Source organism: Sinorhizobium sp., from assembly GCF_059070375.1.
Map to the genome: position 1 here is coordinate 1,348,166 of NZ_JCACWC010000002.1, position 26,927 is coordinate 1,375,092.

General features: G+C 64.2%; 21 protein-coding genes. 11 read left to right on the forward strand and 10 right to left on the reverse strand.

The genetic code is table 11. From position 1 onward, the window contains the following. Nucleotides 1–2 precede the first annotated feature (2 nt). From AC5J09_RS10850 to AC5J09_RS10870, 5 genes are read left to right on the forward strand one after another with little or no spacing between them, the layout of a single operon-like run. Nucleotides 3–899 carry a carbohydrate ABC transporter permease gene (locus AC5J09_RS10850; protein WP_100671066.1) on the forward strand — a complete coding sequence of 299 codons (897 nt, stop codon included), beginning with the start codon at nucleotides 3–5 and terminating at the stop codon, nucleotides 897–899. Next, complete coding sequence (locus AC5J09_RS10855) at nucleotides 896–1,714, forward strand: carbohydrate ABC transporter permease (protein ID WP_494297605.1); 819 nt, start codon at nucleotides 896–898, stop codon at nucleotides 1,712–1,714. The genes AC5J09_RS10850 and AC5J09_RS10855 overlap by 4 nt, the downstream gene beginning before the upstream one ends. An 8-nt stretch (nucleotides 1,715–1,722) precedes the next feature. Beyond that, nucleotides 1,723–3,987, forward strand: coding sequence for a glycoside hydrolase family 2 protein (locus AC5J09_RS10860; protein WP_324764443.1), 2,265 nt, complete (start codon nucleotides 1,723–1,725; stop codon nucleotides 3,985–3,987). Beyond that, a complete protein-coding gene (locus AC5J09_RS10865; protein WP_324764442.1) occupies nucleotides 3,984–5,054 on the forward strand; it encodes an ABC transporter ATP-binding protein in 1,071 nt (356 codons plus the stop codon). Before AC5J09_RS10860 ends, AC5J09_RS10865 begins: the two co-directional genes overlap by 4 nt. 60 nt (nucleotides 5,055–5,114) lie before the next feature. Next, a complete protein-coding gene (locus tag AC5J09_RS10870) occupies nucleotides 5,115–5,891 on the forward strand; it encodes a pyrroline-5-carboxylate reductase (RefSeq protein WP_100671062.1) in 777 nt (258 codons plus the stop codon). Between the two features lie 6 nt (nucleotides 5,892–5,897). Here the strand turns inward: AC5J09_RS10870 and AC5J09_RS10875 are convergent, their stop codons facing one another. After that, nucleotides 5,898–6,803, reverse strand: a complete 906-nt coding sequence (locus AC5J09_RS10875) for a LysR family transcriptional regulator (protein WP_100671060.1) — start codon at nucleotides 6,801–6,803, stop codon at nucleotides 5,898–5,900. A gap of 114 nt (nucleotides 6,804–6,917) precedes the next feature. Between AC5J09_RS10875 and AC5J09_RS10880 the strand changes: the two genes are divergently transcribed. The 5 genes from AC5J09_RS10880 (at nucleotide 6,918) to AC5J09_RS10900 (ending at nucleotide 12,906) form a co-directional block, all read left to right on the forward strand. Beyond that, nucleotides 6,918–7,529 (forward strand): glutathione S-transferase family protein, encoded by a 612-nt coding sequence (locus tag AC5J09_RS10880; protein WP_100671600.1) that lies wholly within the window; start codon nucleotides 6,918–6,920, stop codon nucleotides 7,527–7,529. Between the two features lie 277 nt (nucleotides 7,530–7,806). Further along, nucleotides 7,807–8,727 carry a pyridoxamine 5'-phosphate oxidase family protein gene (locus AC5J09_RS10885; protein ID WP_324764441.1) on the forward strand — a complete coding sequence of 307 codons (921 nt, stop codon included), beginning with the start codon at nucleotides 7,807–7,809 and terminating at the stop codon, nucleotides 8,725–8,727. A 155-nt stretch (nucleotides 8,728–8,882) separates the two neighbouring features. After that, complete coding sequence (gene katE / locus AC5J09_RS10890) at nucleotides 8,883–11,000, forward strand: catalase (RefSeq protein WP_494297606.1); 2,118 nt, start codon at nucleotides 8,883–8,885, stop codon at nucleotides 10,998–11,000. A gap of 25 nt (nucleotides 11,001–11,025) precedes the next feature. Next, nucleotides 11,026–12,105, forward strand: coding sequence for an ATP-dependent DNA ligase (locus tag AC5J09_RS10895; protein ID WP_324764439.1), 1,080 nt, complete (start codon nucleotides 11,026–11,028; stop codon nucleotides 12,103–12,105). Nucleotides 12,106–12,126: 21 nt separating this feature from the next. Further along, nucleotides 12,127–12,906, forward strand: coding sequence for a ZIP family metal transporter (locus AC5J09_RS10900; protein WP_324764438.1), 780 nt, complete (start codon nucleotides 12,127–12,129; stop codon nucleotides 12,904–12,906). Nucleotides 12,907–12,925: 19 nt separating this feature from the next. On the opposite strand, the gene AC5J09_RS10905 is transcribed toward AC5J09_RS10900, so the two are convergent. The 9 genes from AC5J09_RS10905 to AC5J09_RS10945 form a co-directional block, all read right to left on the reverse strand. Then, on the reverse strand, nucleotides 12,926–15,469 hold the full coding sequence (locus AC5J09_RS10905; RefSeq protein ID WP_324764437.1) for an NAD-dependent epimerase/dehydratase family protein: 2,544 nt from the start codon (nucleotides 15,467–15,469) through the stop codon (nucleotides 12,926–12,928). A gap of 56 nt (nucleotides 15,470–15,525) precedes the next feature. After that, nucleotides 15,526–16,770, reverse strand: a complete 1,245-nt coding sequence (locus tag AC5J09_RS10910; RefSeq protein WP_324764436.1) for a Gfo/Idh/MocA family protein — start codon at nucleotides 16,768–16,770, stop codon at nucleotides 15,526–15,528. A gap of 55 nt (nucleotides 16,771–16,825) precedes the next feature. Beyond that, nucleotides 16,826–17,827 carry a LacI family DNA-binding transcriptional regulator gene (locus tag AC5J09_RS10915; RefSeq protein ID WP_100671046.1) on the reverse strand — a complete coding sequence of 334 codons (1,002 nt, stop codon included), beginning with the start codon at nucleotides 17,825–17,827 and terminating at the stop codon, nucleotides 16,826–16,828. Beyond that, on the reverse strand, nucleotides 17,824–18,780 hold the full coding sequence (locus AC5J09_RS10920) for an ABC transporter permease (protein ID WP_100671044.1): 957 nt from the start codon (nucleotides 18,778–18,780) through the stop codon (nucleotides 17,824–17,826). Before AC5J09_RS10920 ends, AC5J09_RS10915 begins: the two co-directional genes overlap by 4 nt. After that, nucleotides 18,777–19,769 carry an ABC transporter permease gene (locus tag AC5J09_RS10925; RefSeq protein ID WP_494297607.1) on the reverse strand — a complete coding sequence of 331 codons (993 nt, stop codon included), beginning with the start codon at nucleotides 19,767–19,769 and terminating at the stop codon, nucleotides 18,777–18,779. Before AC5J09_RS10925 ends, AC5J09_RS10920 begins: the two co-directional genes overlap by 4 nt. Further along, complete coding sequence (locus AC5J09_RS10930) at nucleotides 19,769–21,274, reverse strand: sugar ABC transporter ATP-binding protein (RefSeq protein WP_324764434.1); 1,506 nt, start codon at nucleotides 21,272–21,274, stop codon at nucleotides 19,769–19,771. Before AC5J09_RS10930 ends, AC5J09_RS10925 begins: the two co-directional genes overlap by 1 nt. Nucleotides 21,275–21,443: 169 nt before the next feature. Beyond that, nucleotides 21,444–22,466 (reverse strand): ABC transporter substrate-binding protein, encoded by a 1,023-nt coding sequence (locus AC5J09_RS10935; protein WP_018096043.1) that lies wholly within the window; start codon nucleotides 22,464–22,466, stop codon nucleotides 21,444–21,446. Between the two features lie 130 nt (nucleotides 22,467–22,596). After that, complete coding sequence (locus AC5J09_RS10940; protein ID WP_100671038.1) at nucleotides 22,597–23,760, reverse strand: dihydrolipoamide acetyltransferase family protein; 1,164 nt, start codon at nucleotides 23,758–23,760, stop codon at nucleotides 22,597–22,599. A gap of 2 nt (nucleotides 23,761–23,762) precedes the next feature. Then, nucleotides 23,763–25,841, reverse strand: a complete 2,079-nt coding sequence (locus AC5J09_RS10945; RefSeq protein WP_324764433.1) for an alpha-ketoacid dehydrogenase subunit alpha/beta — start codon at nucleotides 25,839–25,841, stop codon at nucleotides 23,763–23,765. Between the two features lie 116 nt (nucleotides 25,842–25,957). On the opposite strand from AC5J09_RS10945, the gene AC5J09_RS10950 reads away from it, so the two are divergent. Further along, the gene (locus AC5J09_RS10950) at nucleotides 25,958–26,428 is read left to right on the forward strand and encodes an Lrp/AsnC family transcriptional regulator (RefSeq protein WP_010974948.1); all 471 of its coding nucleotides are present in this window, start codon (nucleotides 25,958–25,960) and stop codon (nucleotides 26,426–26,428) included. Nucleotides 26,429–26,927 lie beyond the last annotated feature (499 nt).

Sequence of the window (26,927 nt, forward strand, 5' to 3'; positions counted from 1 at the left end):
ACATGGTTCGAGCGCGCCGCGGTATCGGCCGATATTACGACGTCAATGGCTGGCTGTTCGTCGCGCCGGCCCTCGGGCTGATCGCCCTGTTCATGGTCTATCCCATCGCGTGGTCCCTCTGGATGTCGTTCCAGTCCGGCCGCGGCATGACCATGAAGTTCGCGGGCTTCGCGAACATCGTTCGGCTCTGGAACGATCCGGTCTTCATCAAGGCCCTCACCAACACGATGACCTATTTCGTCGTGCAGGTGCCGATCATGATCCTGCTCGCGCTGATCCTGGCGTCGCTCCTCAACAACCCGCGGCTCGTCGGCCGAGGGGTTTTCCGCACGGCGATCTTCCTGCCCTGCGTCAGTTCGCTGGTCGCCTATTCGGTGCTCTTCAAGGGCATGTTCGCAACCGACGGGATCGTCAATTCGACACTCCAGGCGATCGGTCTCGCCGCCTCGCCCATTCCGTGGCTGACGCATCCCTTCTGGGCGAAGGTTCTCGTCATTCTTGCCATCACCTGGCGCTGGACCGGCTACAACATGATCTTCTATCTTGCGGCACTTCAGAACATCGACAAGTCGATCTACGAGGTGGCGCGCATCGACGGCGTTCCGGCCTGGGCGCGCTTCACCCACCTCACCATCCCTCTGCTGAAGCCGGTCATCCTCTTCACGACAGTCATTTCGACGATCGGCACGCTGCAGCTTTTCGACGAGGTCTACAACCTGACCGAGGGCAAGGGCGGCCCGTCCAATGCCACGCTCACCTTGTCGCTCTACATCTACAACCTGACCTTCCGCTTCATGCCGAATCTCGGTTATGCGGCGACGGTCTCCTACGTCATCGTCGTCCTCGTCGCGCTCCTCGCCTTCGTGCAGTTCTTCGCAGCAAGGGAGCGTGACCGATGAACGGATTTGGACGTTTCGCGGCAATGGCGGCCACCTATGGCTTCCTCGGCCTGATGGCCTTCCTCTCCGTCTTTCCGTTCATTTGGATGGTGCTCGGCGCAACCAATTCATCGATAGACATCATCAAGGGCAAATTCCTGCCGGGCGCAGCCTTTGCCACCAATGTCGGCAACTTCTTCACGCTGGTAAACGTGCCGCTCGTCTTCTGGAACTCGGCGAAGATCGCGATCCTTGCGACCGTGCTCACGCTCGCGGTCTCCTCGCTCGCCGGTTACGGCTTCGAGATGTTCCGCTCGCGAAGACGCGAGCGCGTCTACCGGGCGATGCTGCTCACCCTTATGATCCCCTTCGCCGCGCTGATGATCCCGCTCTTCGTCATCATGGGGAAGGCGGGTCTCATCAACACGCATCTCGCCGTCGTCCTGCCGACGATCGGCTCGGCCTTCGTCATCTTCTACTTCCGGCAGAGCACCAAGGCCTTCCCCTCCGAGCTCCGCGACGCAGCCAAGGTCGACGGGCTCAAGGAGTGGCAGATCTTCCTCTTCATCTACGTACCGGTCATGCGTTCGACCTATGCGGCCGCCTTCGTCATCGTCTTCATGACCGCGTGGAACAACTATCTCTGGCCGCTGATCGTGCTCCAGACCAACGAGACCAAGACGATCACGCTGGTCATCTCGTCGCTCGCCTCCGCCTACTACCCCGATTACGGCGTGGTCATGGTCGGGACGATTCTCGCGACACTGCCGACGCTAGCCGTTTTCTTCTTCATGCAACGCCAGTTCGTCCAGGGCATGCTGGGCTCAGTCAAATAGGAACGATGATGCGCTCTGTTACTTCCTTCAATAATTCGTGGATCTTCTCCGAAGGCTTCGACGCCGCCGACGCCGGAACGCTCCGGGCGGGTCAGTCGATCAGCCTGCCGCACAACGCCGTCGAACTGCCGTTCAACTATTTCGACGAGACATGCTACCAGCGCGCCTTCACCTACCAGAAGGTGCTTGCCTGGCGCCCGGACTTCTCCGGCCGGGAGGTCTCGCTCGTCTTCGACGCGGCAATGGCCGATGCGGTCGTGTATCTCAACGGCGAAGAGATCTTGGCGCATAAGGACGGCTACACGCCTTTCGAGGCACGCCTGACGGACAGGCTCCTGGAAGGCGACAATCTCATCACGGTGAAGATCGACGGCAGCGAGAATCCGGAGATCCCGCCATTCGGCGGCCGGATCGACTATCTGACCTATGCCGGTATCTATCGCGACGTCTGGCTGAAGGTCACCGATCCGGTTTCGATCGCCAATATCAAGATCGAAACCCGCGACGTGCTCTCCGACGACAAGGCCGTTTCCGTCCGGTGCGACCTTTCCAATCCGCAAGGGTTGCCCTTCTCGGGTACGGTCTCGGCGCTCCTCAAGAATGCGGCGGGCGAAGTGCTGGCCGAGGTCGCCGGCGAAACGGCCGGCGAGAGCCTCACTCTTGAGATGGAAGGCCTGAAAGGCCTATCGCTCTGGGACATCGACGATCCGGTGCTGTACGAGATCGAAGCCGAGCTCCGGACCCGCCAGGGCTCCGACCGCCTGGCCTCGTATTTCGGTTTCCGCACCGCGGAGTTCACGACCGCAGGCTTCCGGCTCAACGGCCGCCCGCTGAAGATCCGCGGGCTGAACCGTCATCAAGCCTTCCCCTATGTCGGCTACGCCATGGGGCGCACCGCCCAGGAGCGCGACGCCGAGATCATGAAGCACAGGCTTCACTGCAATCTCGTGCGCACCTCGCATTACCCGCAGTCGAAATGGTTCCTCGACCATTGCGACCGCATCGGGCTCCTCGTCTTCGAGGAGATTCCCGGCTGGCAGCACATCGGCGGGGAGGAATGGAAACAGGAGGCGATCCGCAATGTCCGCCGCATGATCGAGCGCGACTGGAACCACCCGTCGATCGTCATCTGGGGTGTGCGCATCAACGAGTCGCAGGATTCGCACGACTTCTATGCCGAGACCAATCGCCTCGCCCGCGAGCTCGACCCGACACGGCAGACGGGCGGCGTGCGATACATTACCGACAGCGAATTTCTGGAAGACGTCTACACGATGAACGACTTCATCCTCGGCAACGAGGAGCTGCCCGGCTCGAACCGGCCGCGCACGGCGCTTCGCCCGCAGCAGGAATGCACCGGGCTTGCCCGCAAGGTGCCCTATCTCATCACCGAATTCGGCGGGCACATGTATCCGACGAAGATCTATGACCAGGAGCAGCGCCAGGCCGAACATGTTCGCCGGCATCTGGAAGTGCTGAATGCGGCTTATGGCGATCCCGGCATTTCCGGTGCGATCGGCTGGTGCATGTTCGACTACAACACCCACAAGGATTTCGGCTCCGGGGACCGGATCTGCTATCACGGCGTCATGGACATGTTCCGCGAACCGAAATTCGCGGCTTATGTCTATGCCAGCCAGTGCGATCCCTCCGAGGAAGTCGTGATGAAGCCGGTGACCTTCTGGGCGCGCGGCGAGCGCAATATCGGCGGCGTGCTGCCCTTGATCGTGCTGACGAATTGCGACGAGGTCGAATTGAAATACGGCTCGCTTTCCAAGCGCGTCGGCCCGGATCGCGAGAATTTCCCGCACCTGCCGCATCCGCCGGTCGTCATCGACCACCGCCACTTCACCAAGGACGAGCTCGGAGTCTGGGGCATGAAGTGGGAAAGCGCGGAATTTACCGGCTTCGTCGCCGGCAAGCCGGTCGCCGATCTCCGCATGGCCGCCGATCCCGTGCCTACGACGCTTCACGTCGAGGCGGATAGCAAGACGCTGCGTGCGGAGGGCCGCGACAGCGTTCGCGTCATCCTGCGCGCGCTCGACCAGGCCGGCAACGTCCTGCCCTTCCTGAACGATGCAGTCGACGTCGAGGTTCATGGTCCGGCGCGGCTGGTCGGACCGGCCCGCCTCGTCCTTCAGGGCGGTTCCGCCGGTTTCTGGCTGGAGTCCACGGGCCCCGCCGGCGCCGTCGTCGTCTCGGTCGCTTCGACGCGGCTCGGCGCGGCGAAGCTCGAGCTCGTCGCCCTGGCGGAAGGAGCGGCGAGCGCATGAGCCAACTCCAACTCAGCGATGTCCGTAAATCCTATGGTGGCCTCGAGGTCATCAAGGGTGTCGATCTCGACATAAAATCCGGCGAGTTCGTCGTTTTCGTCGGACCTTCCGGCTGCGGCAAGTCCACGCTGCTCCGGATGATCGCCGGGCTTGAGGAGATCACCTCCGGCGACCTGACGATCGACGATAGCCGAATGAACGATGTCGATCCGTCCAAGCGCGGGATCGCCATGGTGTTCCAGTCCTATGCGCTTTATCCGCATATGACGGTGCGCGAGAATATGGGTTTTGCGCTCCGCTTCGCCGGTGTCCCCAGGGCCGAGATCGAGAAGAGGGTGAACGAGGCCGCCCATATCCTGGAACTCGGGGCGCTGCTCGACCGCAAACCGAAGCAGCTTTCGGGCGGCCAGCGCCAGCGCGTGGCGATCGGCCGGGCGATCGTCCGCCATCCGAAGATCTTCCTGTTCGACGAGCCGCTTTCCAACCTCGATGCGGAGCTGCGCGTGCATATGCGCATCGAGATCGCACGGCTGCACAAGCAGCTCGCCACCACCATCGTCTACGTGACGCATGATCAGGTCGAGGCCATGACGCTCGCCGACAAGATCGTCGTCATGCGCGCCGGCGTGGTCGAACAGGTGGGCTCGCCCCTCGATCTCTATGACGACCCGGCCAACCTCTTCGTCGCCGGCTTCATCGGGTCGCCGAAGATGAATTTCCTGAAGGGCGTGATCGAAATCGACCAGGACCGAGCCTATGCGCGCCTGCCGGATCATGGAGACGCGAAGATCCCCGTCACCCTGCAGGCGGCGGCGGGAACTGCGGTGACGATCGGCATCCGGCCCGAGCATTTCAATGAAGACGGTCCTGCAGGGCTAGCCCTCACGATCGACATGCTGGAACATCTCGGCGGAGAGACCTTCGCCTATGCCCGCCACGGCAGCGGCGAGCTCATCGTGGTCGAAACGAAGAACGGCCGCGGGCTCAAGGCCGGTGACCGCCTGACGGCCCGCTTCGATCCGGTTTCGGTTCTGGTGTTCGACGGAGAGGGAAAACGGCTGCGTTAGTGACGCAATTTCCCGGAATTGTTCTAATGTCGCCGGTACGAATCAAGGGAGTGAACAGCGATGCGTATTGGCTTCATCGGCACCGGCGCCATCACCGAAGCGATGGTGACGGGCATCGTCGGTTCCGGGCTCGACGCCGCCGGGATCCTCGTCTCCCCGCGCAACCGGGAAATTGCTGCCCGGCTTGCCGGCCGCTTCCCGCTCGTGCGGATCGCCAAGGACAATCAGGAAACGGTGGACGCGGCCGACGTGCTGTTCCTCGCCGTCCGTCCTCAAATCGCCGAGGACGTGATCCCCAAGCTCAAATTCCGCAAGGGTCAGAAGGTCGTCAGCGTCATTGCCGCTACCGATCGTTCCACGCTTCTCGGCTGGATCAGCGAGGAGGTGGAGCTCACCCAGGCAATCCCCCTGCCCTTCGTCGCCGAGCGCGAGGGCGTGACGGCGATCTATCCACCGAACCGCGCCGTTGCCGTGATCTTTGCGGCACTCGGAACGGCGGTCGAATGCGAGACCAAGGAGGAATATGACCTGCTTGCCGTCGGAAGCGCTCTGATGGCGACCTATCTCGGCATTCTCGACCGGACGACCGGCTGGTTCGCCGAAAAGGGTCTCGACCGCGACAAGGCACGCGCCTATATCGCGCCGCTCTTCGCCAGTCTCTCCCAGAGGGCGGCCAGGGACGAGGGGACGCCGCTCGAAGAACTCGCCCGCGAATTTTCGACCGCCGGCGGATTGAACGAGCAGGTTTTGACGGACTTCGACCGCGGCGGCGGCCACCGGGCGCTGACGGATGCGCTCGAACGCGTGCTGCTGCGGGTGCGCGGCGACGACCGGTAGAGGTATTCAAAGCTCGGTGCCAAGACCCGCGTGGCGACGAAAACGCCCGGCGGCGAAGTCCACGAAGGCGCGCACCCTTGCAGAGACCATGCGGCCTTCCGCATGCACGATGTGGATCGGCACCGGCTCGCGCTCGTGGTCGGCAAGGACGACCTTGAGCCTGCCGGCTCTCACGTCGGGTGCCACCTGGTAGGACTGAAACCGCGACAATCCCCAGCCCGCCAAAGCGGCGGAGAGGACAGCGTCATTGGTGTTGCAGATGAGACGAGGGCTGATCGGAACGCGGATGCTGTTGTCGCGTCCGAAGAGCCATTCCGAGTGGCCGAAGAGGCCCTCTCGCCCGATGATGCGATGACGGGCAAGCTCCTGCGGGCTGCCCGGCTCGCCGAAGCGGGTGAAATAATCCGGCGAGCCGCAAAGCACTTGCCGAACCGAGCCGATCCGGCGCGCAACGAGCCCGGAGGGCGGGAGCGAGGCAATGCGGATCGCCACATCCAGGCCCTCGTCGACCAGATTGGTCACGCGGTCGACGAAGACGGTCTTGACCTGCATTGCCGGATAGTGATCGAGGAAGTCGAGGATGACGGGGAGCACGTGGATGCGCCCGAAGAGCGCGGGCGCCGTTACCGTGAGCAACCCCGCAGGTGCGGTGAAGCTGCCCGCCGCATTGGCTTCCGCCTCTGCGATCTCCCCGAGGATACGCCGGCAATCGGCCACGTAACCTTCGCCCGCCGCAGTCAGTTTCAGCGAGCGCGTGGTACGCACCAGAAGCCGTGTCCCGATCAGGTCCTCCAGCTTCGCCACCGCCCGGGTGACCGATGGCGGGCTCATATGCAGCACCTTGGCGGCCGCCGCGAAGCCGCCGCTTTCCACCACCTCCACGAAGATCCGCATCGCCTGCCAGCGATCCATCGAATGCTCCTCGATTATTTCATCAAGTGAAACGGTCTAGTGCCTCTATCGGAGCTTATCAACTCCGCGGATAACAATCATCTTGGTGTCGTTCCATCATTCAACGAGGCCGACATGAAACTCTATCACCATCCCCTCTCCGGCCACGCGCACCGCGCCCGCTTGTTCCTCTCGCTGCTCGGTATCGAGCATGAGCTGGTGGTCGTCGATTTCGCCAGGAGAGAGCACAAGCAAGCGGATTTCCTGAAGCTCAATTCCTTCGGTCAGGTCCCGGTGCTCGACGACGGCGGCACGATCATCTCGGACTCAAGCGCAATTCTCGTCTATCTGGCAAAGAAGACCGGCCGCACGGACTGGCTGCCGGAAGACGCCGCGGGGGCGGCTGCCGTTCAGCGCTGGCTTTCGGTGGCTGCCGGCCAGATCGCCCATGGTCCGGCCCAGGCGCGGCTCATCAACGTGTTCAAGGCGCCCTACCGACCGGAAGAGGTGATCCCTCGTTCGCATGCGATCCTGGCGCTGATCGAGCAGGAGCTCAAAGGCAGAGGCTGGATTGCCGCCGACCGGCCGACGATCGCCGATGTCGCGCTCTACAGCTACGTGGCGCGCGCCCCCGAAGGCGACGTCGATCTCCAGCCCTATCCGGAGATCCGCGGCTGGCTCGCCCGCATCGAGGCATTGCCGGGCTTCGTCGAGTTCGCAAAGACGCCGGTGGGGTTGGCGGCTTAGCGAGCGTTATGACGACGTCCGCTTGCGGGAAGCCATCTCGCACGGCACGTGCTTTTAAGCGTATCGAAGGACTGCAACCACCCTCTTCCCTGTGCTTGTCGCAGGGATGAGAGCAGCGCCGCGTCTGCGGTGCGAGGAGTCCTTCAGACCGGTGACTTGGCCTGCTGGGTTCCTGTGACAGACACAGGAATGAGGGAGTTTGGGCCGGGGGCGGATGTTATCGCCGCGAACAAGCCCAGAGATACCCAACATTCACGCAACCAAGGAAACAATCGTCATGGAGGCTCCCATCCTCGCACATTCGCCCTGGCATGAGGGTGAAATCGCCCTGCAGAAGAGGCTGGGTGTGGATACGCGCATGGACGAGATCGGACGCCGCGTCATGCGCGACCACCTGATCGACCAGCACCGGGAATTCTATCCCCTTCTGCCGATGGTCGTGCTGGGCTCGGTCGATCGCGACGGCGACGCCTGGGCGACGCTCAGGGCGGGCGAACCCGGCTTCCTCCACGCGCCGGACGAAAAAAGGCTTACCGTCGAGCTCCCGCGGGAGTCGACGGACCCCGCCGAGGCGGGCATGGAGGACGGCGCTCCCCTCGCCCTGCTCGGAATCGATCTCGGCACCCGCCGGCGCAACCGGCTGAACGGCACGCTTAAGCGGCATGCCCGCGGTTTCGATCTCGGCGTCGACCAGAGCTTCGGTAACTGTCCGAAATACATCCAGCTCCGCCAGGTCCGTTTCGTGCGCGACCCTTCCGTGCCGCCTTCGGTACCGCCCGTTTCCAGCTTCGGGCTCAACGCCGCCGCGCGTGCTCTGGTGGCGCAGGCGGACACGTTCTTCGTCGCAACCTATGCCGATCTCGCCGGCGGCCGGCAGATCGACGTCTCCCATCGCGGCGGCCACGCCGGATTCGTGCATGTCGGCGAAGACGGCTGGCTGGTGATCCCGGATTTCGTCGGCAACCGCTTCTTCAACACGCTCGGCAACATCGCGCTCAATCCGCGCGCCGGGCTCACTTTCCCGGACTTCTCCACGGGCGGCCTCCTGCAGATGACCGGCGAGGCCGAGCTCCTGTCCGAAGCTCCGGACGGCGTGCCTCTCGACGGCGCCGAGCGCTACTGGCGTTTCCGTCCGCGCCGCAGCGTATGGCGGGCCGACGCAATACCTGTTCGCTACGACCTTGCCGGAGCGGGATGAGGAAAGTGCGTGCGGTTTTCCGATCGCATCCCGCTCCACCTCTTGGAATCGGCGGCAGCAGCAGGCCGGATGTCCGGGTAATTTTTGCGTGCAGGGGAACCAACCTCCCTCGCCAAGGTTTCGTGCCCATCCGCCCCCGACCAAGGAGTGCTGCCATGGCCAAGAAACCCTCTGCGCCGAACAATACGAAACCGGCCACCATTCATGACCAGAAAGCGACACGCGGCAACGGTGGAGAACTTCACCAGATCGCCGAAGGCGACACGCCCGTCCTGACGACGGCTCAGGGCGGCCCCGTCGCCGACGACCAGAACAGTCTGCGCGCCGGCGAACGCGGCCCGACGCTCATCGAGGATTTCCACTTCCGCGAGAAGATCTTCCACTTCGATCACGAACGCATTCCCGAGCGCGTCGTGCATGCCCGCGGCTACGGCGTGCACGGCTTCTTCGAAACCTACGAGTTGCTTGCAGCCTACACCCGGGCGGATCTGTTCCAGCGACCGGGCGAACGAACCCCTGCCTTCGTGCGGTTCTCGACGGTGGCCGGAAGCAAGGGCTCGTTCGACCTCGCCCGCGACGTTCGCGGTTTCGCGGTCAAAATCTACACAAACGAGGGCAATTGGGACCTCGTCGGCAACAACATCCCGGTGTTCTTCATCCAGGACGCGATCAAGTTCCCCGACGTCATACACTCGGTAAAGCCCGAACCGGACCGGGAGTTTCCCCAGGCGCAGTCCGCGCATGACAATTTCTGGGACTTCATCAGCCTGACGCCGGAAAGCATGCACATGGTCATGTGGGTCATGTCGGACCGGGCGATCCCGCGCTCCTTCCGGTTCATGGAAGGCTTCGGCGTCCACACCTTCCGTTTCGTCAATGCCAAGGACGAGTCCACCTTTGTCAAATTCCATTGGAAGCCCAAGCTCGGGCTCCAGTCGGTCGTCTGGAACGAGGCCGTGAAGATCAATGGAGCCGATCCTGATTTCCACCGGCGCGATATGTGGCAAGCCATCCAGTCCGGCAACTTCCCGGAATGGGAACTGCATGTGCAGCTTTTCGATCAGGACTTCGCCGACAAGTTCGATTTCGACATTCTCGATCCGACCAAGATCATCCCGGAGGAAGTGCTGCCGACGAAGCCTGTCGGCCGGCTGGTACTCGATCGCATGCCGGAGAATTTCTTCGCCGAAACCGAGCAGGTCGCCTTCATGACGCAGAACGTGCCGCCCGGCATCGACTTCAGCGACGATCCGTTGCTGCAGGGGCGCAACTTCTCCTATCTCGACACGCAGCTGAAGCGGCTCGGCAGCCCGAACTTCACCCATCTTCCGATCAACGCGCCGAAATGTCCCTTCCAGCACTTTCAGCAGGACGGCCACATGGCCATGCGCAACCCGGTCGGACGCGTGAACTACCAGCCCAATTCCTGGGGCGAGGGTCCGCGCGAGTCGCCCATGAAAGGCTTCCGCCATTTTCCTTCCGAGGAGCAGGGCCCGAAGCTGCGCATCCGCGCCGAGAGCTTTGCCGACCATTACAGCCAGGCCCGTCAGTTCTTCATCAGCCAGACGCCGCCCGAGCAGCGCCACATCGCCGATGCCCTGACCTTCGAATTGAGCAAGGTGGAGACGCAGGTGATCCGCGAACGGATGGTCGCGCATCTTCTCAATATCGATGAAACGTTGGGGAAAAAGGTCGGCCACGCCCTCGGCCTGGAGACGATGCCGAAACCGGCGGATGCGGCCGTTGCCACCCGCCAGGACCTCGACCCCTCGCCGGCCCTCAGCATCATCCAGCGTGGGCCGAAGCGTTTCGAGGGCCGCAAGCTCGGAATATTGGCGACGGACGGCGCGGACGCCGCGCTTCTCGACGCCCTGATAGCGGCTGTCGAGAAGGAGAAGGCGGTCTTCGAGCTGATCGCGCCGAAGGTCGGCGGCTTTACCGCCTCCGACGGAAAACGCATCGCCGCTCACCAGATGCTCGACGGCGGCCCGTCGGTACTCTACGACGCGGTGGTCCTGCTTCCTTCCGCAGAGGCCGTCGCGGATCTGATCGACGTCGCCACCGCGCGCGATTTCGTGGCCGACGCCTTCGCCCATTGCAAATATATAGGCTATGCCGGCGCCGCCGTTCCCCTTCTCGAGAGGGCCGGCATTGCGGAGCTGCTCGATGAGGGAACGATCGAACTCACCGACGCTGCGAGTGCGGCCGCCTTCCTCAAGGAGCTCGGCAAGCTGCGCGTCTGGGGAAGAGAGCCCTCGGTCAAGCTGAAATAGGCCGACGGTTTAGACGGAGTGGACGATGGCGTCGCCCGCACATGGAAAGCCGACGAAGAAGGCCGCTCCGTCAAGCGCGGCGAAGAAGGCGGGGAGCTTTCCCCTGCCCGTCAGCACGGCGCCGATGGAAGCCCGTTCCGCGACCGGGCTTCCGGGCGGCGACGCATGGCAGTACGAGCCGAAGTGGGACGGCTTTCGCTGCCTTGCGTTCAAGTCCGGCGAGGACGTCGACATAAGGGCGAAATCCGGCAAGCCGCTCGGGCGCTTCTTCCCCGAGATCCTCGCCCTGCTGCGCCGACTGGAGCCGGACATGTTCGTCCTCGACGGCGAACTGGTGATCGAGGTCGACGGGCGCCTTTCCTTCGACGCCCTTCAGATGCGCCTGCATCCGGCGGCAAGCCGCGTACAGAAGCTCTCGCAGGAGACGCCGGCCAAACTCATCCTGTTCGACATGCTGGCCGGCACCGACGGAACGGTCCTGACCGACCAGTCCCTGACAGCACGGCGCGCCCGGCTCGAAACATTCGCCAAAGAGAACGCGGTCGCGGAGATGCTCGAGCTTTCGCCCTTCACGCTCGACGTTAAGGAGGCCGAGAGGTGGCTCACCTCATGGCAGGCGGGTGCCACCGACGGGGTCGTCGCAAAGCGGCGCGACGGCGCGTATGAATGCGGCGAAAGGGCAATGGTGAAGGTCAAGCGGCTGAAGACGGCCGACTGCGTCGTCGGCGGCTTCCGCTACGAGAGCGACAGCTCTTTGGTCGGCTCGCTTCTGCTCGGCCTTTACGACACCGAGGGACTGCTGAACCATGTGGGCTTTACCGCGACGATCTCGGACAAGGAGCGGCCTGCCCTGACGCGCCAGCTCGAAGCTTTGCAGGAGCCGCCGGGCTTCACCGGCAAGGCCCCGGGCGGGCCCAGCCGCTGGAGCAGCGAACGCAGCGGCGAATGGCAGCCGGTTCGGCCGGAACTGGTCGTCGAAGTCCGGTTCGACCATGTCAGCAACCGGCGCTTCCGCCACGGTACGAAACTCATGCGCTGGCGGCCGGACAAGGACCCGCGCCAATGTACCTATGAGCAGATCGTACGTCCTGAAGGCTCGCCTTGAAAACCGAGGATCCGGGCAGCGATGAGCAATGATCTCCTGATCATCCTGGGAATCGCGGCAGCGGCGGCCGTCGCATCGCCCCTGGGCGGCCTGGCGGCGATCTCGCTCAGGCCGTCGAGCCTCGTGCTCTCGATCGCGGTCGGCTTCGCGGCCGGCGTCCTCATGGGCACCTTCGCTTTCGAGATGATGCCCACCTCCATGGAACTTGCAGGTCTTCCGCTTGCCGTTGCCGGATTTCTGCTCGGGCTGGGACTCGTCTATATTCTCGACCTCTACGTCAACCGCTGGAAAATGGCCGGGCCGGAAGCGGATCAAAAGACCGAGGTCGATCAGTTGCACCGGAGGCGCAAGCCGCGCGGGAGCAATGTCGCGGTGCTCGCCGGCGGCACGAGTGCGGAAGAGCTGATCGAAGGCATGACGATCGGCGTCGGCGCCACCTTCGAGCCGAAAGTGGCGCTTATCGTGGGTCTTGCGATCTGCATCGATAATTTCAGCGAAGGAATGAGCATCGGCGAATTGACGCTCGACGAGGAGCGGAAGAACGCGAAGCGCCGGATACTCGGATGGACCTCCCTCATCGGCCTCTCCCTTTTCGTGTCCGCCGTTGCAGGGTGGTTCCTGCTGAAAGGCCTGGTCCAGCCGGTCACCGGTTTTCTCTTCGCGACGGGAGCGGGCGGGATGTTCTACCTGACGATTACCGACCTCGTGCCGGAAGCGGAGTCGCATCAATTTCAGCAGTCTTCGGCGATCGCCAACGCCGCCGGCTTCCTGCTCGTCATGGTGCTTGCGCAGATGAGCTGACTGTCTTGAGGCGCGTCCGTCAGACGATCGCCCGGCCCCAGCCGCCATAATGTTCTTCGCTGCGCCTCCCGCGCGGCAGGCTGAGCGCGATCAGTGCCAAGCCGATCGCGACGTCGGCAAGGGTCGCGACCGTGCTGCCGCCGGCAAACAGGAAGGGCGAGGCCGCCACCCAGGCGCCGAGCAGCACATTCAGGAAGCGCACCGGCCGGACGACCTCCGCCATGGCGGTGACGGCAACCAGGATCACGAGGCAGCCGAGAACGTGGTCGCTGTGATAGAGCGGCGGGAGGCTGCCGAAAATCAAGGGCGTCGTCATCAGGACCGCGCCGAGCAATGCGCTGGCGACCAGCGTCCAGGGAAAGTTGACGCCGCCGACGATGAATTCCTTCAACAGCTCGGTCGCCGGACGGTTGAGGTCGGGCGCCGGCGTCTGGTCCTCCGAAATGGCCGGGCCGCCCATCCAGAACGTCCGCCAGAACGGCTCGCCCGCCTTCCTTACGCGCCAGAGGTACTGGATGGTGGCGAGCACCTCGTCTATCGAATAGGGGATGAGCACGACGGTGACGCCCGCCTGGATGATGCAGAGCGTACAGAGCGCCCCGATAAGCGGCGGCTGGATGATGATGAAGGAGACGCTGACGACGCCGAGGGGCACGATCAGCAGGCCGAAGAGGAGCACCATCCAGGGCATGGTGCGCCAGCGCCGGCTGTCTCCGATCGCGCCGGCCAGAATGTCCAGCGAATAGGCGAAGGCGCCGAGGCCGGCATCGGCGATCGGAAAGCCCTTGGACACCCAGGACGTCACGACCGCCTCGCTGCCGTTGCGGACGGGTGCCTCGCCCGGCCCGAAGAACGGGTCCCACAGCCCGTCGACATGGCCCATCTGATAGGCGGCGAGATAGCGCGAGACGAAGAGGCCGACAAAGGCGAGCGCGACGATCGGCATGCGCTGCGTGAAGGAGGACGGCGAATAGCTCCAGCCGAGGGGCCGGTCGTCGTCGGCCGCGAGCGCCCGCAGCCTTATTCCGGGCGTCGGCGGAATCATCACCGCAAAGGCCACGATCAGCATGCCGGCAAGCGTATCGATGGCGTAGGCCGCGGCACTCGTCGTCCAGAAGACAAGCGGGGCCAGCATGATCCAGACGCCGAGCGCGGCCGTGATCCATTGCGCATGAGACCAGCGCCGGTACATGCCGAAAAGCGCGAATGCGGCAACGAGCAGTCCGGACAGGATCTCGCTTGTCCCGAGACGGGCATTGCGTATGGCGGGTTCGTCGATCTCGTGGCCGAGCGCCGGCGGCAGCGGCACGCTGACGGGGTCGAAAAGGCCGAGCGTCGCCGGCGAGGAGACGAGCCACAGGCCGAGAGCGACATTTGCCAGCGGCGCCCATAGCGTGCGCAACCGGTGCGCTTCCACGGCAGCTTCGACTTCGGCGTCACTGCGTTCCAGCGGCTCCGCCAGCCTTTTCTCCGCCTGCTCGATCTCGGGATCCGAGGCGGCGACCACAGAGGGCTCCAGCTTGTTCTTCGCGTACCAGTCGGTCGGGTCTTGCTTGAGCCGCCGGATCATTTCCGGCAACGTCGCAGCTAGGCTGTGCCTCGGCTCCCAGCCGAGCTTGTTGCGGGCACGGGAGATGTCGATCTCGTAATGATCGTCCGAGTTCTCGACCATCCACGGCTTGATCTCCGAGTCCTGGTCGAGCACCTCGGTCTGCATCCAAGCCCCCGGCTTGGCGAGGCTCTTGGGCAGAGCGAGCGTGCGCCAGTCCTCGCCGTGGATCAGCCGGCCGATGCGCTTCTGCAAGTCGCCATAGGAGAGCGTTTCCTCCTCGCCGATCAGCAACACGCAATCATCGGGCAAGTCGTTGCGACGGTCGACCGTGCGCGCGAAAGCCTCGACCAGATCGTCCTTGTGCAGATAGGGCTGGCCTGCATCCAGATCGCCGCTGAACAGATAGGCGGTCGGGAGCCGCTCGAAGATGCGGGCGATCTGCTGAGCGATGAAAGCGGCTCGGCAGTCCTCGTCATAGACGCCAGCGAGACGGAGGGTCGCGGTCCTGATTGCGCCGCGATGTCTGGCAATCGCCGCCTCGGTCTCGGCCTTCGATTTGGGATAGGCCCAGGCGGGGTCCAGCGGATCATCCTCGTTGATCCGCGCACCCCTGGCCGGACTGGGCGCCTGCACCAGCAGCGTGCTTGCATAGATGAACTGTTCGGTGGGAAGACCCTGCAGCGCCTCCAATAGCCGGCGCGTGCCCTCGACATTGACGGCATCGTATTTGGGATTGTCCTTGCCGGTGGTGTCGTAATAGGCGGCGAGATGAATGACGGAGGCAAGGCGCCCGCCGCTGCGCTTGCCCGCCGTCTCGATCGCCTCTCTCACGCTTTCGTCGGAGGTGATGTCGAATTTGATCGTCTCTTCGGTCTCGGACTTGCCTTTCGGCGGGGACAGGTCGAGCCCGATGACGCGATACCGGTCCCTCAGGCGATGCGCGATCGCCTGGCCCAGAAAGCCGCTCGAGCCGGTAATGAGAACGGTCGGCTGATTTGCATCTTTCGGCATGCCGAAGCAAACCGCGCTCCGGCAGGAAGGTTCCCGACTGGGTTGAAGCGCACGAACTACGCCCCCACGCGCGCCACGACGGGAATATAGTTTTCGAGCTCCGGCGCCGGGAAATGCAGCGTCGCGCCGATCTCGGCGGAGCGGTAGAGGCCCATCAGGATTTCGACGACCGCCAGGCCGTCCTCGAAGGTTTCGAGCGGCTTTATCCCCTTGCGGAAGCATCCGACCATGTGGCGGTTTTCGTCCGTATAGCCGTAGACGCCGGCTTCGTCCTCCAGCACCGGCATCAGGCCCTGCTCGGCATTCTGCTTTTCGACGAGGTCCTCGCCCTCTGTGCCCTGCACGGCCCGCGACAGGAAGATCTTCAAGCCGGTGCCGAGCGAATTATACTCCAGCGCATATTCGGGGCCGAGGAGCTCGAGCTGAATGCGCAGGCCGGCGCCGACATAGGCCCAGGAGGTCGTTGCCTCGATCATCAGCTCGTTGCCCTCCTCGTCCTCCAGCGTCACGGTCGCCCGGGCGAAATCCTCCGATGGGCGCCGACGGTAGTCGACATCCTCACCGAAGCGGCGGCGCAGCTCATCGGCATAGCCGGCCCGCGTCCATTTGAGGTTCGCGACCGTGCCGTTCACCGATTTGACCTTCAACGAATTGCGAGGTGCGCCGGGCGCCGTGAGCAGATGGCGCGCCACCTCGACGCTGTGGCACATCATATCGGAAAGCACCCCGCCGCCCTGCTTGTCGCCCTGCCAGAACCAGGGCTCGTGCGGACCGGCATGTTCTTCCGCGGCGCGTGCGAGATAGGGCCGGCCGGTGGTCGAGGCGGCGCGCCGCCAAATGATCTCCTTGCCTCGCAGCACCGGCGTGCAGAAGACCTGGTTTTCGAGATAGCCATGGTTGAGACCTGCATCCTCGGCCAGGTGCAGCATCTCGCGTGCCTCCGCTACGGTGCGCGCAAGCGGCTTCTCGCAGGCGACAGCGAAGATCTTGCTGCGTCCCGCCTTGATCTCCCCGTGGAGCGTCCGCATGACGTCGAGCCGCGTGTAGTTCGGCGACAGAATCCAGACCGCGTCGACGTCGCCGGCGGACAGGAGCGATTCGAGACTCTCATGCGCGCGGCACTCGCCGAGATCAAGCGCCCCGACTTCGCTCGCGAAGCGCGCGCGGTTTTCGGGATTGCGGCTGTAGACGCCGGTCACCTCGACATTGCGTACCCCGATGAGCGATTTCAGGTGGAAATGCGCGATAAAGCCGGTGCCGACGAAGCCTACTCGCAAGGTCTGTTTCGGTAATGTGATCATTCCTTCCTCCCCGACATCCAGCGGCGACCGCCTCGAGCCGCCCTCACATGCGCTTTCAGATAAGTGGCGGCGCCGTGCTGCCGCGTACCTTCAGGACCGTGGGCAGCACGATCGGTTCGGCCCCCTCCGAGCCGCCCGCCAGAATTCCAAGGAGCACCGCCATGGCGGTGCGGCCGATCTCGGAGCGAGGCTGGACGACCGTCGTCAGCGGCGGATAGAAGGCCTTGCTCAGATAAAGATCGTCGAAGCCCACGACCGAAACGTCGCCCGGCACGTCGCGTCCGATCCGTCTCAGCTCGTGGACGGCACCATAGGCCATTTCGTCATTGGCGACGAAGAGCGCGGTCGGCGGATCGGAAAGAGAGAAGAGCGAGCGGCAGCATTCCTCGCCGCTTTCGATCAGGAAGTCGCCCCGCACCTCGTAGCCGGCTGGAATCGGCAGCCCGGCAGCGCGCATCGCCAGGCGAAACCCCTCCCGCCGATAGACGCTCATCGGCTCGGGAACCGGCCCGGATATATGAGCGATCCTCCGATGGCCGAGTGAAATCAGGTGCTCGACGGCACCGCGGGCCGCGGCGACATTGTCGACCTGCACATGCGGCAGGCCAGAGCCCTCGATCATTTCCAACGCCACCACCACGGGCAGATGGTTCCAGCCGCCCGCTGGCGGCAGCTTGCCGGTCATCAGGATCATGCCGTCGGCATGCCCGTCGCGCAGCATGTTGAAATATTCGGTCTCGCGCGCCGGGTCGTCCTCGGTATTGCCCATCAGCACGGCATAGCCGGCTTCGCGCGCCGTCGCCTCGACGCCCTTGAGGATGTCGAGATAGAAGGGATTGCCGACGTCGCGTACGACCATCAGCACCGTCATGGACCTGCGGGTGCGCAGGTTCCGGGCGCTGACATTCGGGCGGTAATCGAGCTCGCGCGCTAGGTCGAGCACGCGCTGGCGCGTCTCGGCGGTCACCAGCGTCGAAGCGGCGAGGGCGCGCGAGACGGTGGCCACCGACACGCCCGCCTTCTCGGCGATGTCCTTGATCTTCGGCCGGTCCCTCATGCGCGCATCGCCCGGCCCCGTCCGTAGAACATCATCAACAGGAGCAGCGTCGCGCCGAACACCATCTGGCGTCCGGACTCCTCGATGTTGATGGTCGTCAGGATGCTCTGCAGGATGACCAGCAGGACCGCGCCCGCCATGGTGCCGGTGTAGCCGCCCTTGCCCCCGGCAAGCGATGTGCCGCCGAAGACGACCGCGATGATCGAGGGGAGCATGTACTGCTCGCCGACATTGGCGAAAGACGTGCCGGAATAGCCGAGCAGGCAGAGGCCGGCGATCGCGGCGAACATGCCGGAGATCATGAAGAGCGCGATGCGGACCAGCTTGACCGGCACGCCGGCCATGTAGGCCGCGTGCTCGTTGGAGCCGATCGCATAGATGCGATGGCCGAAGACGGTGCGGTTGAGCATGAGCGCCATTAGGATGCCGATCACGATCCAGAGCCAGATGATGCCGGGAATGCCGTAGGCGAGCGGTTGCGTGACGAAGCGCGAGAGCGCCGGCGCGGCCTGGCCGGAGGGAATTCCCATCCGGATGACGACGAGAAGCCCCTGCAGCACGCCCAGCATTCCGAGCGTCATCACCAGCGGCGGGATTCTGAGAAGCGTGACGCCGAGCCCGTTCAGGAGGCCGAAGAAGGCGCCGGCCGCAAGGCAGGCGGCGACGGCCGGCAAGATGCCGCCATCGGCGCCGTTCATGACGTTGCCCGCGAGGATCGCCGAGAGCGAGACGACGCCGCCGACCGAGAGATCGATTCCTTCGCGTCCGCCGAGGATGACGACGTTCTGACCGGCCGCGACGATGCCGAGCAGCGAGGCGACGATCAGGAGCCGCAGGATCTGACCGCCGGTCGCAAAGCCCGGCGACAGCGCCTCGCCGAGATAGAGGAGCAGCACGATGAGCGCGAGCGCGACGACGATCGGCTGCCGGACGAAGGACACCACTCGGCTCATGAGCGCGCCCTCCTGCCGGCAAGCACGCCCGCCATCAGGACGAGGAGGATCGCGAGGCCCTGCACGAAGTTCTGCCACTCGGACGGCGTGCCCATGAAAAAGACGACCGAGTTGATGAGCCCTATCGTCAGCGCCCCGAGCAGCGAGCCGACGACGGTGCCCCAGCCGCCGGAGAGGGCGCTGCCGCCGAGCACGACCGCCGCGACGCTGTAGAGCGTCATCTTGCCCCCGACCAGCGGATCGCCGCTTGCGGTATCGCCGGTGATGCAGAAGGCGGCGAGCGCGGAAAAGAGGCCGCAGAGCACATAGCCCTTGATCCGGGTCGCTATGACAGGCAGCCCGGTCTGGTAGGCCGCCTGCTGGTCGTCGCCAACGGCAAGCAGTTGCGTGACCAGCCTGGTGCGGCGCATCACCGCGAGGAGGATGACGAGGGCCGCCAGGATGTAGAAGACGAAGGGAACGCCGAAAAGCCGGCCGCCATAGGTGCGCCAGAAGAGCGCCGGCGCCGGCGTGCCGGCAACGGGCAGGATGTAAAGCGCAAGGCCCGTGAAGAAGATGCTGGTCGCGAAGGTCGCGACGATCGCCTGCAGCCGCAGAGCCGCGACGACGAGGCCGTTCACGAGCCCGCAGGCCAGCCCGAGCAGGAGACCGATGGCCAGTGCCAGGAACACCGCGCCGGCACCGCCTCCCCAGCGTTCCATCAGAACCACGATCGCGACATTGACCAGCGAGAGGATCGCGCCGGCAGAGAGGTCGATATCGCCGGCATAGACGACGTAGGTCTGTGCGATCGCGAGCAGGATCAGCGCCATATAGGTGCTGAGCAGCCCGGTCAGAGCCCGAAATGTCAGGCTGTTCGGCGAAAAGAAGCCGTTGAGGAGAAGGAGTACGGCGACGATCACGAGCGCGGGCAGGAAAGGATAGCGCTCCAGCAGCCTGCCGATGCCGCCGGCGCGCCGGTATGTCGGGACGGTTGCGGTCTCTGCCATCACGCGGCCTCGTAAGCGGCTTGATATAGATTGTAGCGGGTGCGGTCCGCCCCCGTAAGCTCCCGGCTGACCGATCCGCCGTTGAAGACGAGAATGCGGTTGGCGTTGCCGAGCAGTTCGGCATCCTCGGAAGAATAGAGGACAATGCCGAGCCCCTCCGCCGCCAGTTGCCGGATCAGCGCGAAGAGGTCCGCCTTGGCGGACAGGTCGATGCCCTTGGTCGGGTCGTCGAGCAGCAGCACGTCGGGGCGGTCGATCAGCCAGCGGGCGATGATCACCTTCTGCTGATTGCCGCCCGAAAGCGAACCGATCGGGTGGAAGAGGCTCGCGAATTTGGTGTGCATGCTTTCCAGCGCCGGCGCCACCCTGTCGCGCAGCTTGCCCGGCCGAGCGATCATCAGCCGGTCGCGCAGATAATGGATCGGCGTGACGTTCTCGATGATCGGTCTTCCGCTGATGACGCCGTCGCGGATGCGGTCGCCGGAGACATAGGCGCAGCCGCGCCGGATCGCGTCACGCGGGTTCGAAGCGTCGAAGCGGCTGTCGCCGATGAGGATTTCGCCCGAGGCGATCGAGCCGGCGCCGAAGATCGCTCTGAGCACCGCCGATTGGCCCTGGCCGTGCAGCCCGCCGAAGCCGAGAATCTCGCCGCGGCCAACCTCGAAACTTACATTGCGGAAACCGCGGCCGGAAAAATCGCGCACCGTCAGCGCGGCGCCTCCTTCACCCTCCACCAACGCCGGCACTGAGGATTGCGTTGCCGGCATGTCGCCGGCACCGCCGACCATCAGCCGGATCACGGTTGCCGGGTCCGTGTCGCCCAGGTTGAGCGTGGTGATGGTCTCGCCGTCGCGAATGATAGTGACGCGGTCGCCGATCGCCTTGATCTCGTCCATGCGGTGCGAAATGAAGATGATGCCCCGCCCGCGACGCTTGAGATCGCGCAGGATTTCGAAGAAGCGCTCCACCTGGGCTCGGTCGAGCGCCGAGGTCGGCTCGTCGAAGATGAGGAGCGGCGCCTCGCTGGCCAGCGCCTTCATGATCTCGACGAGCTGACGCTGGTCGGGGCGCAGGTTGCCGACGAGTGTGTCGGCGGAAAACCCTTCGCCGCAGACGCCTTCGAAAAGGCCGATATAGCGCGCCGCGCGTTGCCTGAGTTCCCAGCGGTCGATGAAGACCCGCGATTTGACCGGCAGCTTGCCGAGCGAGATGTTTTCCTCGACCGAGCGGTGCGCGGCGAGGCTGAGTTCCTGATAGAAGATGCCGATGCCGTGGGCTCGCGCCGAGCGCGGTCCGCTGATCGTCACAGGCTGGTCGTCGACCAGGATCCTGCCGCCGTCGGGCCGCACGCTGCCCGCAATGATCTTGCAGAGGGTGCTTTTTCCCGAGCCGTTGGAACCCATCAGGACATGGACCTCGCCGGCCATGAGCTCAAGATCGCCTCGGCGGACCGCCAGGGTCGCGCCGTAAGCCTTGCTCACGCCGCTCAGTTTCAATTTCGACATGGAAACTCGTCCGTTCGCTTCGGTTTGGCGGGCGCTGGCCGGGATCGGCTACTTTATGTTTCCTCAAATCCTGGCGGATTTAGGGATAGAAACATGCAGCAAGACAAAGTGTTACCGGGAGCATGCGCGCCCAACGGGACGCGCAATGCCTCAGCGCCCCGCCGAAGGCTCACTTGAACAGCGCTTCCGCCTCCTCGATCGAAAGCGAGCTCGTATAGGAATAATAGCCGGGCTTGCCCTCGAGCTGCTTTGCGGCTTCCGCCACGTTCTTGGAGTCGATGAAGGGAATCGGCAGGTAGAGCGCGTTGCCGTATTGTCCGGCCTTTGCCGGCTCCTTCAGTTCCTTGCCCTGCAGCATCAAAACGGCGACGTTGAGGGCACTCGCCATGACGCCGGGCGGATTCACGGTCGCTCCCGAGTTCAGTTTTTCCTTGATCCAGAGGTCGATGAAGTCCTTGCGGATTTCGCCGGTTGCCGCGATCTCGCCGGCCTTGCCGGCGTCCATGATCGATTTCCAGGCACCGGCCGCCATGCCGTCCTGCACCAGCACGCCGTTGATGTCCGGATAGGTGGCAAGAATGTTCTGCATCGCCTGCTGGCCCTGCGCCTGGTCCCAGTTGGCATTGACCTCGTTGACGACCTGGATATCCGGATAATCCTTGAAGACACTCTTGTAGCCGGCGACGCGCATCTCGTTCGCCGGATGGCCGGCGACGCCGTTGATCGCAACCACCTTGCCCTTGCCGCCGAGCGTTTCGGCGAGCCACTTGGCGCCCGCGGCACCCCAGGCGGTCTGGTCGATGCCGACATAGATGGCATCGGGCGAAGAGACTTCCGCGTCGGTGGCGATCACCAGGATGCCGGCTTCCTTCGCCTGGGCGAAGATCGGATCGAAGGCGGTCGGGCTGTTGGGGTTGACGATGATGGCGTTCACCCCTTCCGCGATGAAGTTGCGGATATGCGCGATCTGCCCGGGCACGTCGACATTGGCGCTCTGGACGGAGACCTCGACGTCGACGCCTTTTTCCTTCCATTCCGCAGCGGCGGCCTTCGCCTCGTCGATCATCTGGGTGCGCCACTCGCTGCCGACCCAGCCGTTGGAGAGACCTATTTTAAAGGTCTCGGCGTGAGCGGATGCCGACAGGACGATGGACGCGACGGTGCCCAGCGCAAATGCGATAAGTTTCTTCATAAGATCCTCCCAAATCTTGCCGGCACATGAAGCCAGAAAATGTAATCGATTTCAATCGCCGTTTTGGGCGACGATCAGGGGCCGGGAGGGTCATTTACAGCCGCGCGTCTTATCAGACGCGCAAAGATCTTTAATCTGGGGCCTGTAATCGCCCCTGATCAGTAGGCCAGGTCTCGATCACGCGGACGAAATGCGTCAGCCACGCATTGGTCTGGTGGCCGTCCAGCGCACGATGGTCGATCGTCAGCGACACATAGGCCATCGGGCGTATCTGGATCGTGTCGGCGCCATCCACCTCGCGGACGACCACCCGCTTGTCGAGCTTGCCCACGCCCAGGATCGCCGATTGCGGCTGGTTGATAATGATCGGCGCCGCGAGCAGCGATCCGGAGACGCCATGATTGGAAATAGTGAAGGTGCCGCCCGTCACGTCCGCGCGGGAGAGCGCGTTCGAACGCGCGCGCGTCGTCAGCTCCTGTAGCCGGGCCGCAATCTCGGCAAGCGACAGGTCCTGCGCCCGATGGAGGACCGGCACGACCAGGCCCTTGTCCCCGAGGGAAATACCCACGCCGATATTGATGTCGTCGAATGTTTCGAGCGCATCCTCGTGCCAGCGGCTGTTGACCTCGGGGACCGCGCGCATCGCCGCCACGCAGGCCGAAACCACATAAGCCGTATAGGAGAGCTTGGCGCCGTCAGCGGCAAGCCTCTTCCCATGTTCGTCCCGATGGCGCATCACCGCCGAGAAATCGGCCTCGAACACCGCCGTCACATGCGGCGCCGTCGTGACGGAGGTGAGCATATGTTCGGCGATCGCGGCGCGCATGGCGCTATGGGGTATCCTGCGCGACTTGGGTGCCGCTCCCCTGCCGCCAGCCTCGGCCGCGACCGAAGCAGTGCCTTCCTGCCGGGCCGTAAACGCCCTGTCCATGTCGGCGCGCGTGACGCGACCACCCCTGCCGGTGCCGGTGACGGTGGCCGGATCCAGGCCATATTCTTCCGCTGCATGCCGCACGGCCGGCGAATAACGCGGCGCGTGTCCCGCCCCGGCAGCCTCGCTGCCGATCCGGCCGAGAACGGCGCCGGGCGGGGCATCGTCGCCATTTCGCATCAGGATTTCCGCGAGCACCCCGTCGGCGGGCGCCGACACCTCCTGGGTCACCTTGTCGGTCTCGAGCTCGACCAGCGGATCGCCCGATTTGACCGTCTCGCCGATCTTCCTTAGCCAATTGCGGACGACCGCTTTGGTCCCCTCCTGCTCCAGCGGAGCCTGAATGTCGATGAGATCGCCCATTCTCAGAACTCCAGAAGGTCGGTGATCTTCTGGCGTATGCGTTCCGTCGATGGAACCGCCCAGTCGAGCAGGACGGGATTATGGGGGCTGGGAATATCCGGCATGGTGAGACGCGAGATCGGCGCGTCGAGATCGATGAAGGCTTCGTCGGCGACCGCTGCGGCAATCTCCGCGCCGAAACCCGCCGTTGCGAGGTCCTCGTGGACGATGAGGCACCGGCGGGTGCGGCGCACGGAAGCGATGACCGCTTTCCTGTCCCAGGGCATCAGGGTTCTCAGATCGATCACATCGGCGGAGATCCCCTCGGCCGCCTCTTCGCAACGCGGCACCATGGCGCCCCAGGTGACGATGGTGATGTCGCGACCTTCACGCGCGAACTTCGCCTTGCCGAAAGGCAGGGCGAAGGCATCGCCGGGATAGGGCCGCCGCGCCCAGGGATGATCGAGCATGGCCCGGTGCTCGAAGAAGATCACCGGGTCGTTCCCGCGCAAGGCGGTGCGCAGGAGCCCGACGGCGTCCTCGGCATTGGAGGGTACGGCGATCTTCCAGCCGGGCTGGTGGACGAAGGCGACCTCGTTCGTCTGGCTGTGCCACGGATCGCCGCATTTGAAGAATCCCCCCGCCATCCGCACGACGATCGGCGCGGCGAAGCGGTTGCTGGTCCGCCAGCGGATCGTGCCGCAATCGTTGAGCTGCTCGATCGCGGGCTCGGCATATTTGCGGAACTGGATTTCCGGCACCGGCACGAGCCCCGCGAGCGCCATGCCCACCGCCCGGCCGATGATGCCTTCCTCCGAGAGCGACGTGTCGAAGACGCGGGCGGTACCGTATTTCTCCTGCAGCCCGAGGGTCACGGCATGGACGCCGCCCTTCGGGCCGATATCCTCGCCGAAGAGGACGACCCTCTCGTTCACCGACATCTCGTGATCGAGCGTGCGGCGGATCGCCGTCACCATGTTGATCCTCTGGCCGTCGCCCGTCACGGTTTCCGTCGTTTCCGGCGGACGGTAGCCGGCAGAGTGCTGTCCGCCCATGACCTGCATCTGGCCTTCGAAGAAGACATTGCTGGTCACTGTTTCGGGGTCGGCGACCGGCCGGGATTCGGCCTCCATGCGCGCCCGTTCGGCGGCAGCCTTCGCGTCTCTCGCAGCTTCGTTCCATTCCTCTGCGCTCAACAGGGCGGGGACGAGGTAGTCCCTCAGCCGCGGCAGGGGATCGTGTGCCCATTCGCTCCTGACGAGCTCCTCGCTCTTGTAGGTCTGGGTATCCTGGAAGCTGTGCCCTTCGAGGCGCGGCACCTCGAGCCTGAGCAGCACCGGCATCCGCCCTTCGCGCACCAGTTCCACGGCGCCCTTCGTAAGCCGGGCGGCCTCTTCGGGATCCGAGCCGTCGCCGTCGAGAACGGTCAAGTTTTTCCAGCCGGCGAGATTGCCGGCAATATTGCCCTCGGGTGTCTGGAAGCTCGACGGAACGGAGATGCCGAAGCCGTTGTCTTCGATATAGAAGAGCAGCGGCAGGCCCTGCGTCGTCGCGATCGTCAGAGCGGACCAGAAGCCGTTGGAGGCAACGGAACCGTCACCGCCCAGCACGACGGCAACATCCTTCCGATATTCCTCCTTTCCGAGAACTTCGCTGAAATAGGTGATCGCCTGCGCCCAGCCGGCCGTCGGCGTGTACTGGGTGCCCACGCCGCCGCACATCGGCAGGGCCGAGGCGCCGTGCGGGTTGGGATAGTTGAAGACGACACCGATATCCCGGCCGTCGGAATATCCGCCCGCGCGCCCCATCGCCGAGCCGAGCGCGTCCGCCGGATCGACGCCGAGCGCGAGCAGCAGCGGGCGCGAGCGATAATAGCCGCATGCCGCGTCATGCCTGCCCGTGAGGTGAAGCCCCAGGAGAATCTGCGCCATGTCATGGCCGCGGGCCGAAAATTGGTAGAGGACCTTTTTCTCCGGGACCAGCCGCTGCTCTTCCATCTCGTCCAGGGCGCGCGACAGGAGCAGAAGTTGCACGACCTTCTTCCAGTCGATGCTCTCGTCCGGTGCGTTGCGCCGGTCCTTTTTGAGTGCGGCCTGAGCCATCAGGGTCTCCTCCGGTCCTCCGAGATCAAGACTACGCCGCTCGACGCGCAAAACGGTTTCAATCTGGTCGTTTTTTAGCTAGGCTTTGATGAGAATGTTTCGGTTTTGAGGAGTTTATGATGAATTCATTCAATCTCGACGCGATCGACCGAAAGATTCTAGGAATCCTCCAGGACCGGGGCGACATCAGCCATGCAGCCTTGGCGGAGGCGGTCGGTGCCTCGCCGGCGTCCTGCTGGCGGCGCATCAAGGCGCTCGAGACGGCGGGGGTGCTGGTCAAGACCGTGAGCCTCGTCAATCCCGACCTGGTCGGACGCGGATTGAACGTCTTCTGCCAGGTGCGCATGAAGTCCCATGATCCGGTTGCGCGCCGAAATTTCGAACGCTTCGTGGAAAGCCACGAGGAAGTTCTCGAATGCTATTCCATGTCGGGTGATTGGGATTACCTGCTACGGGTCCTCGTTGCCGATGTCGCCGACTACGAGCGCCTGCTGATGCGCGGCATCCTCACCCACGAGGCAGTGGCGAACTCGTCGTCTCACTTCGCGCTGAAGAGCGTCAAATACTCCACTGCCGTTCCCGTCTAGATCATTGAAGCTGCGCCCTTTTCCTGGAAATGCTCTAAGACCTTAGTCCGACGCTTCCGGCCATAGGTCCTAGGACCGTTGCGTGCCGAGTTCCCATAACCTATGCCAGTGGTTGCGCGTTCTCGGGATAACGGAAAGCCCCAACTGCCGCCCGGGCGCGCGAGGGTCGCAGAGCGAAGACGCCCCAGCCCCAACTGTATCGCTCTGCGACCCTCGCCTCGAGCATTCCCGCCCATTTTCCCGTCTACGGCACCGAACGCCCCCTCACATGTCGCGATTTTCTCGGAACCATCCGCCGGCCGAGACGTTAGACGCGGTCGCTTTTGCCCGAAGCGACTGGAAGCGTAAGAGGGTCGGCTCGTCATTCCCTCCCCCCTCCCCGAAGAGTCGACCGACAGGCGGCGGCGCCCTTTCTCCTCCCTCGGGGGCGCCGCCATCACTTCTTCGAAACGGCCTGCAGGTCATGGATGCACCGTTGCCGTCGCTGGCTCCGCGTGAT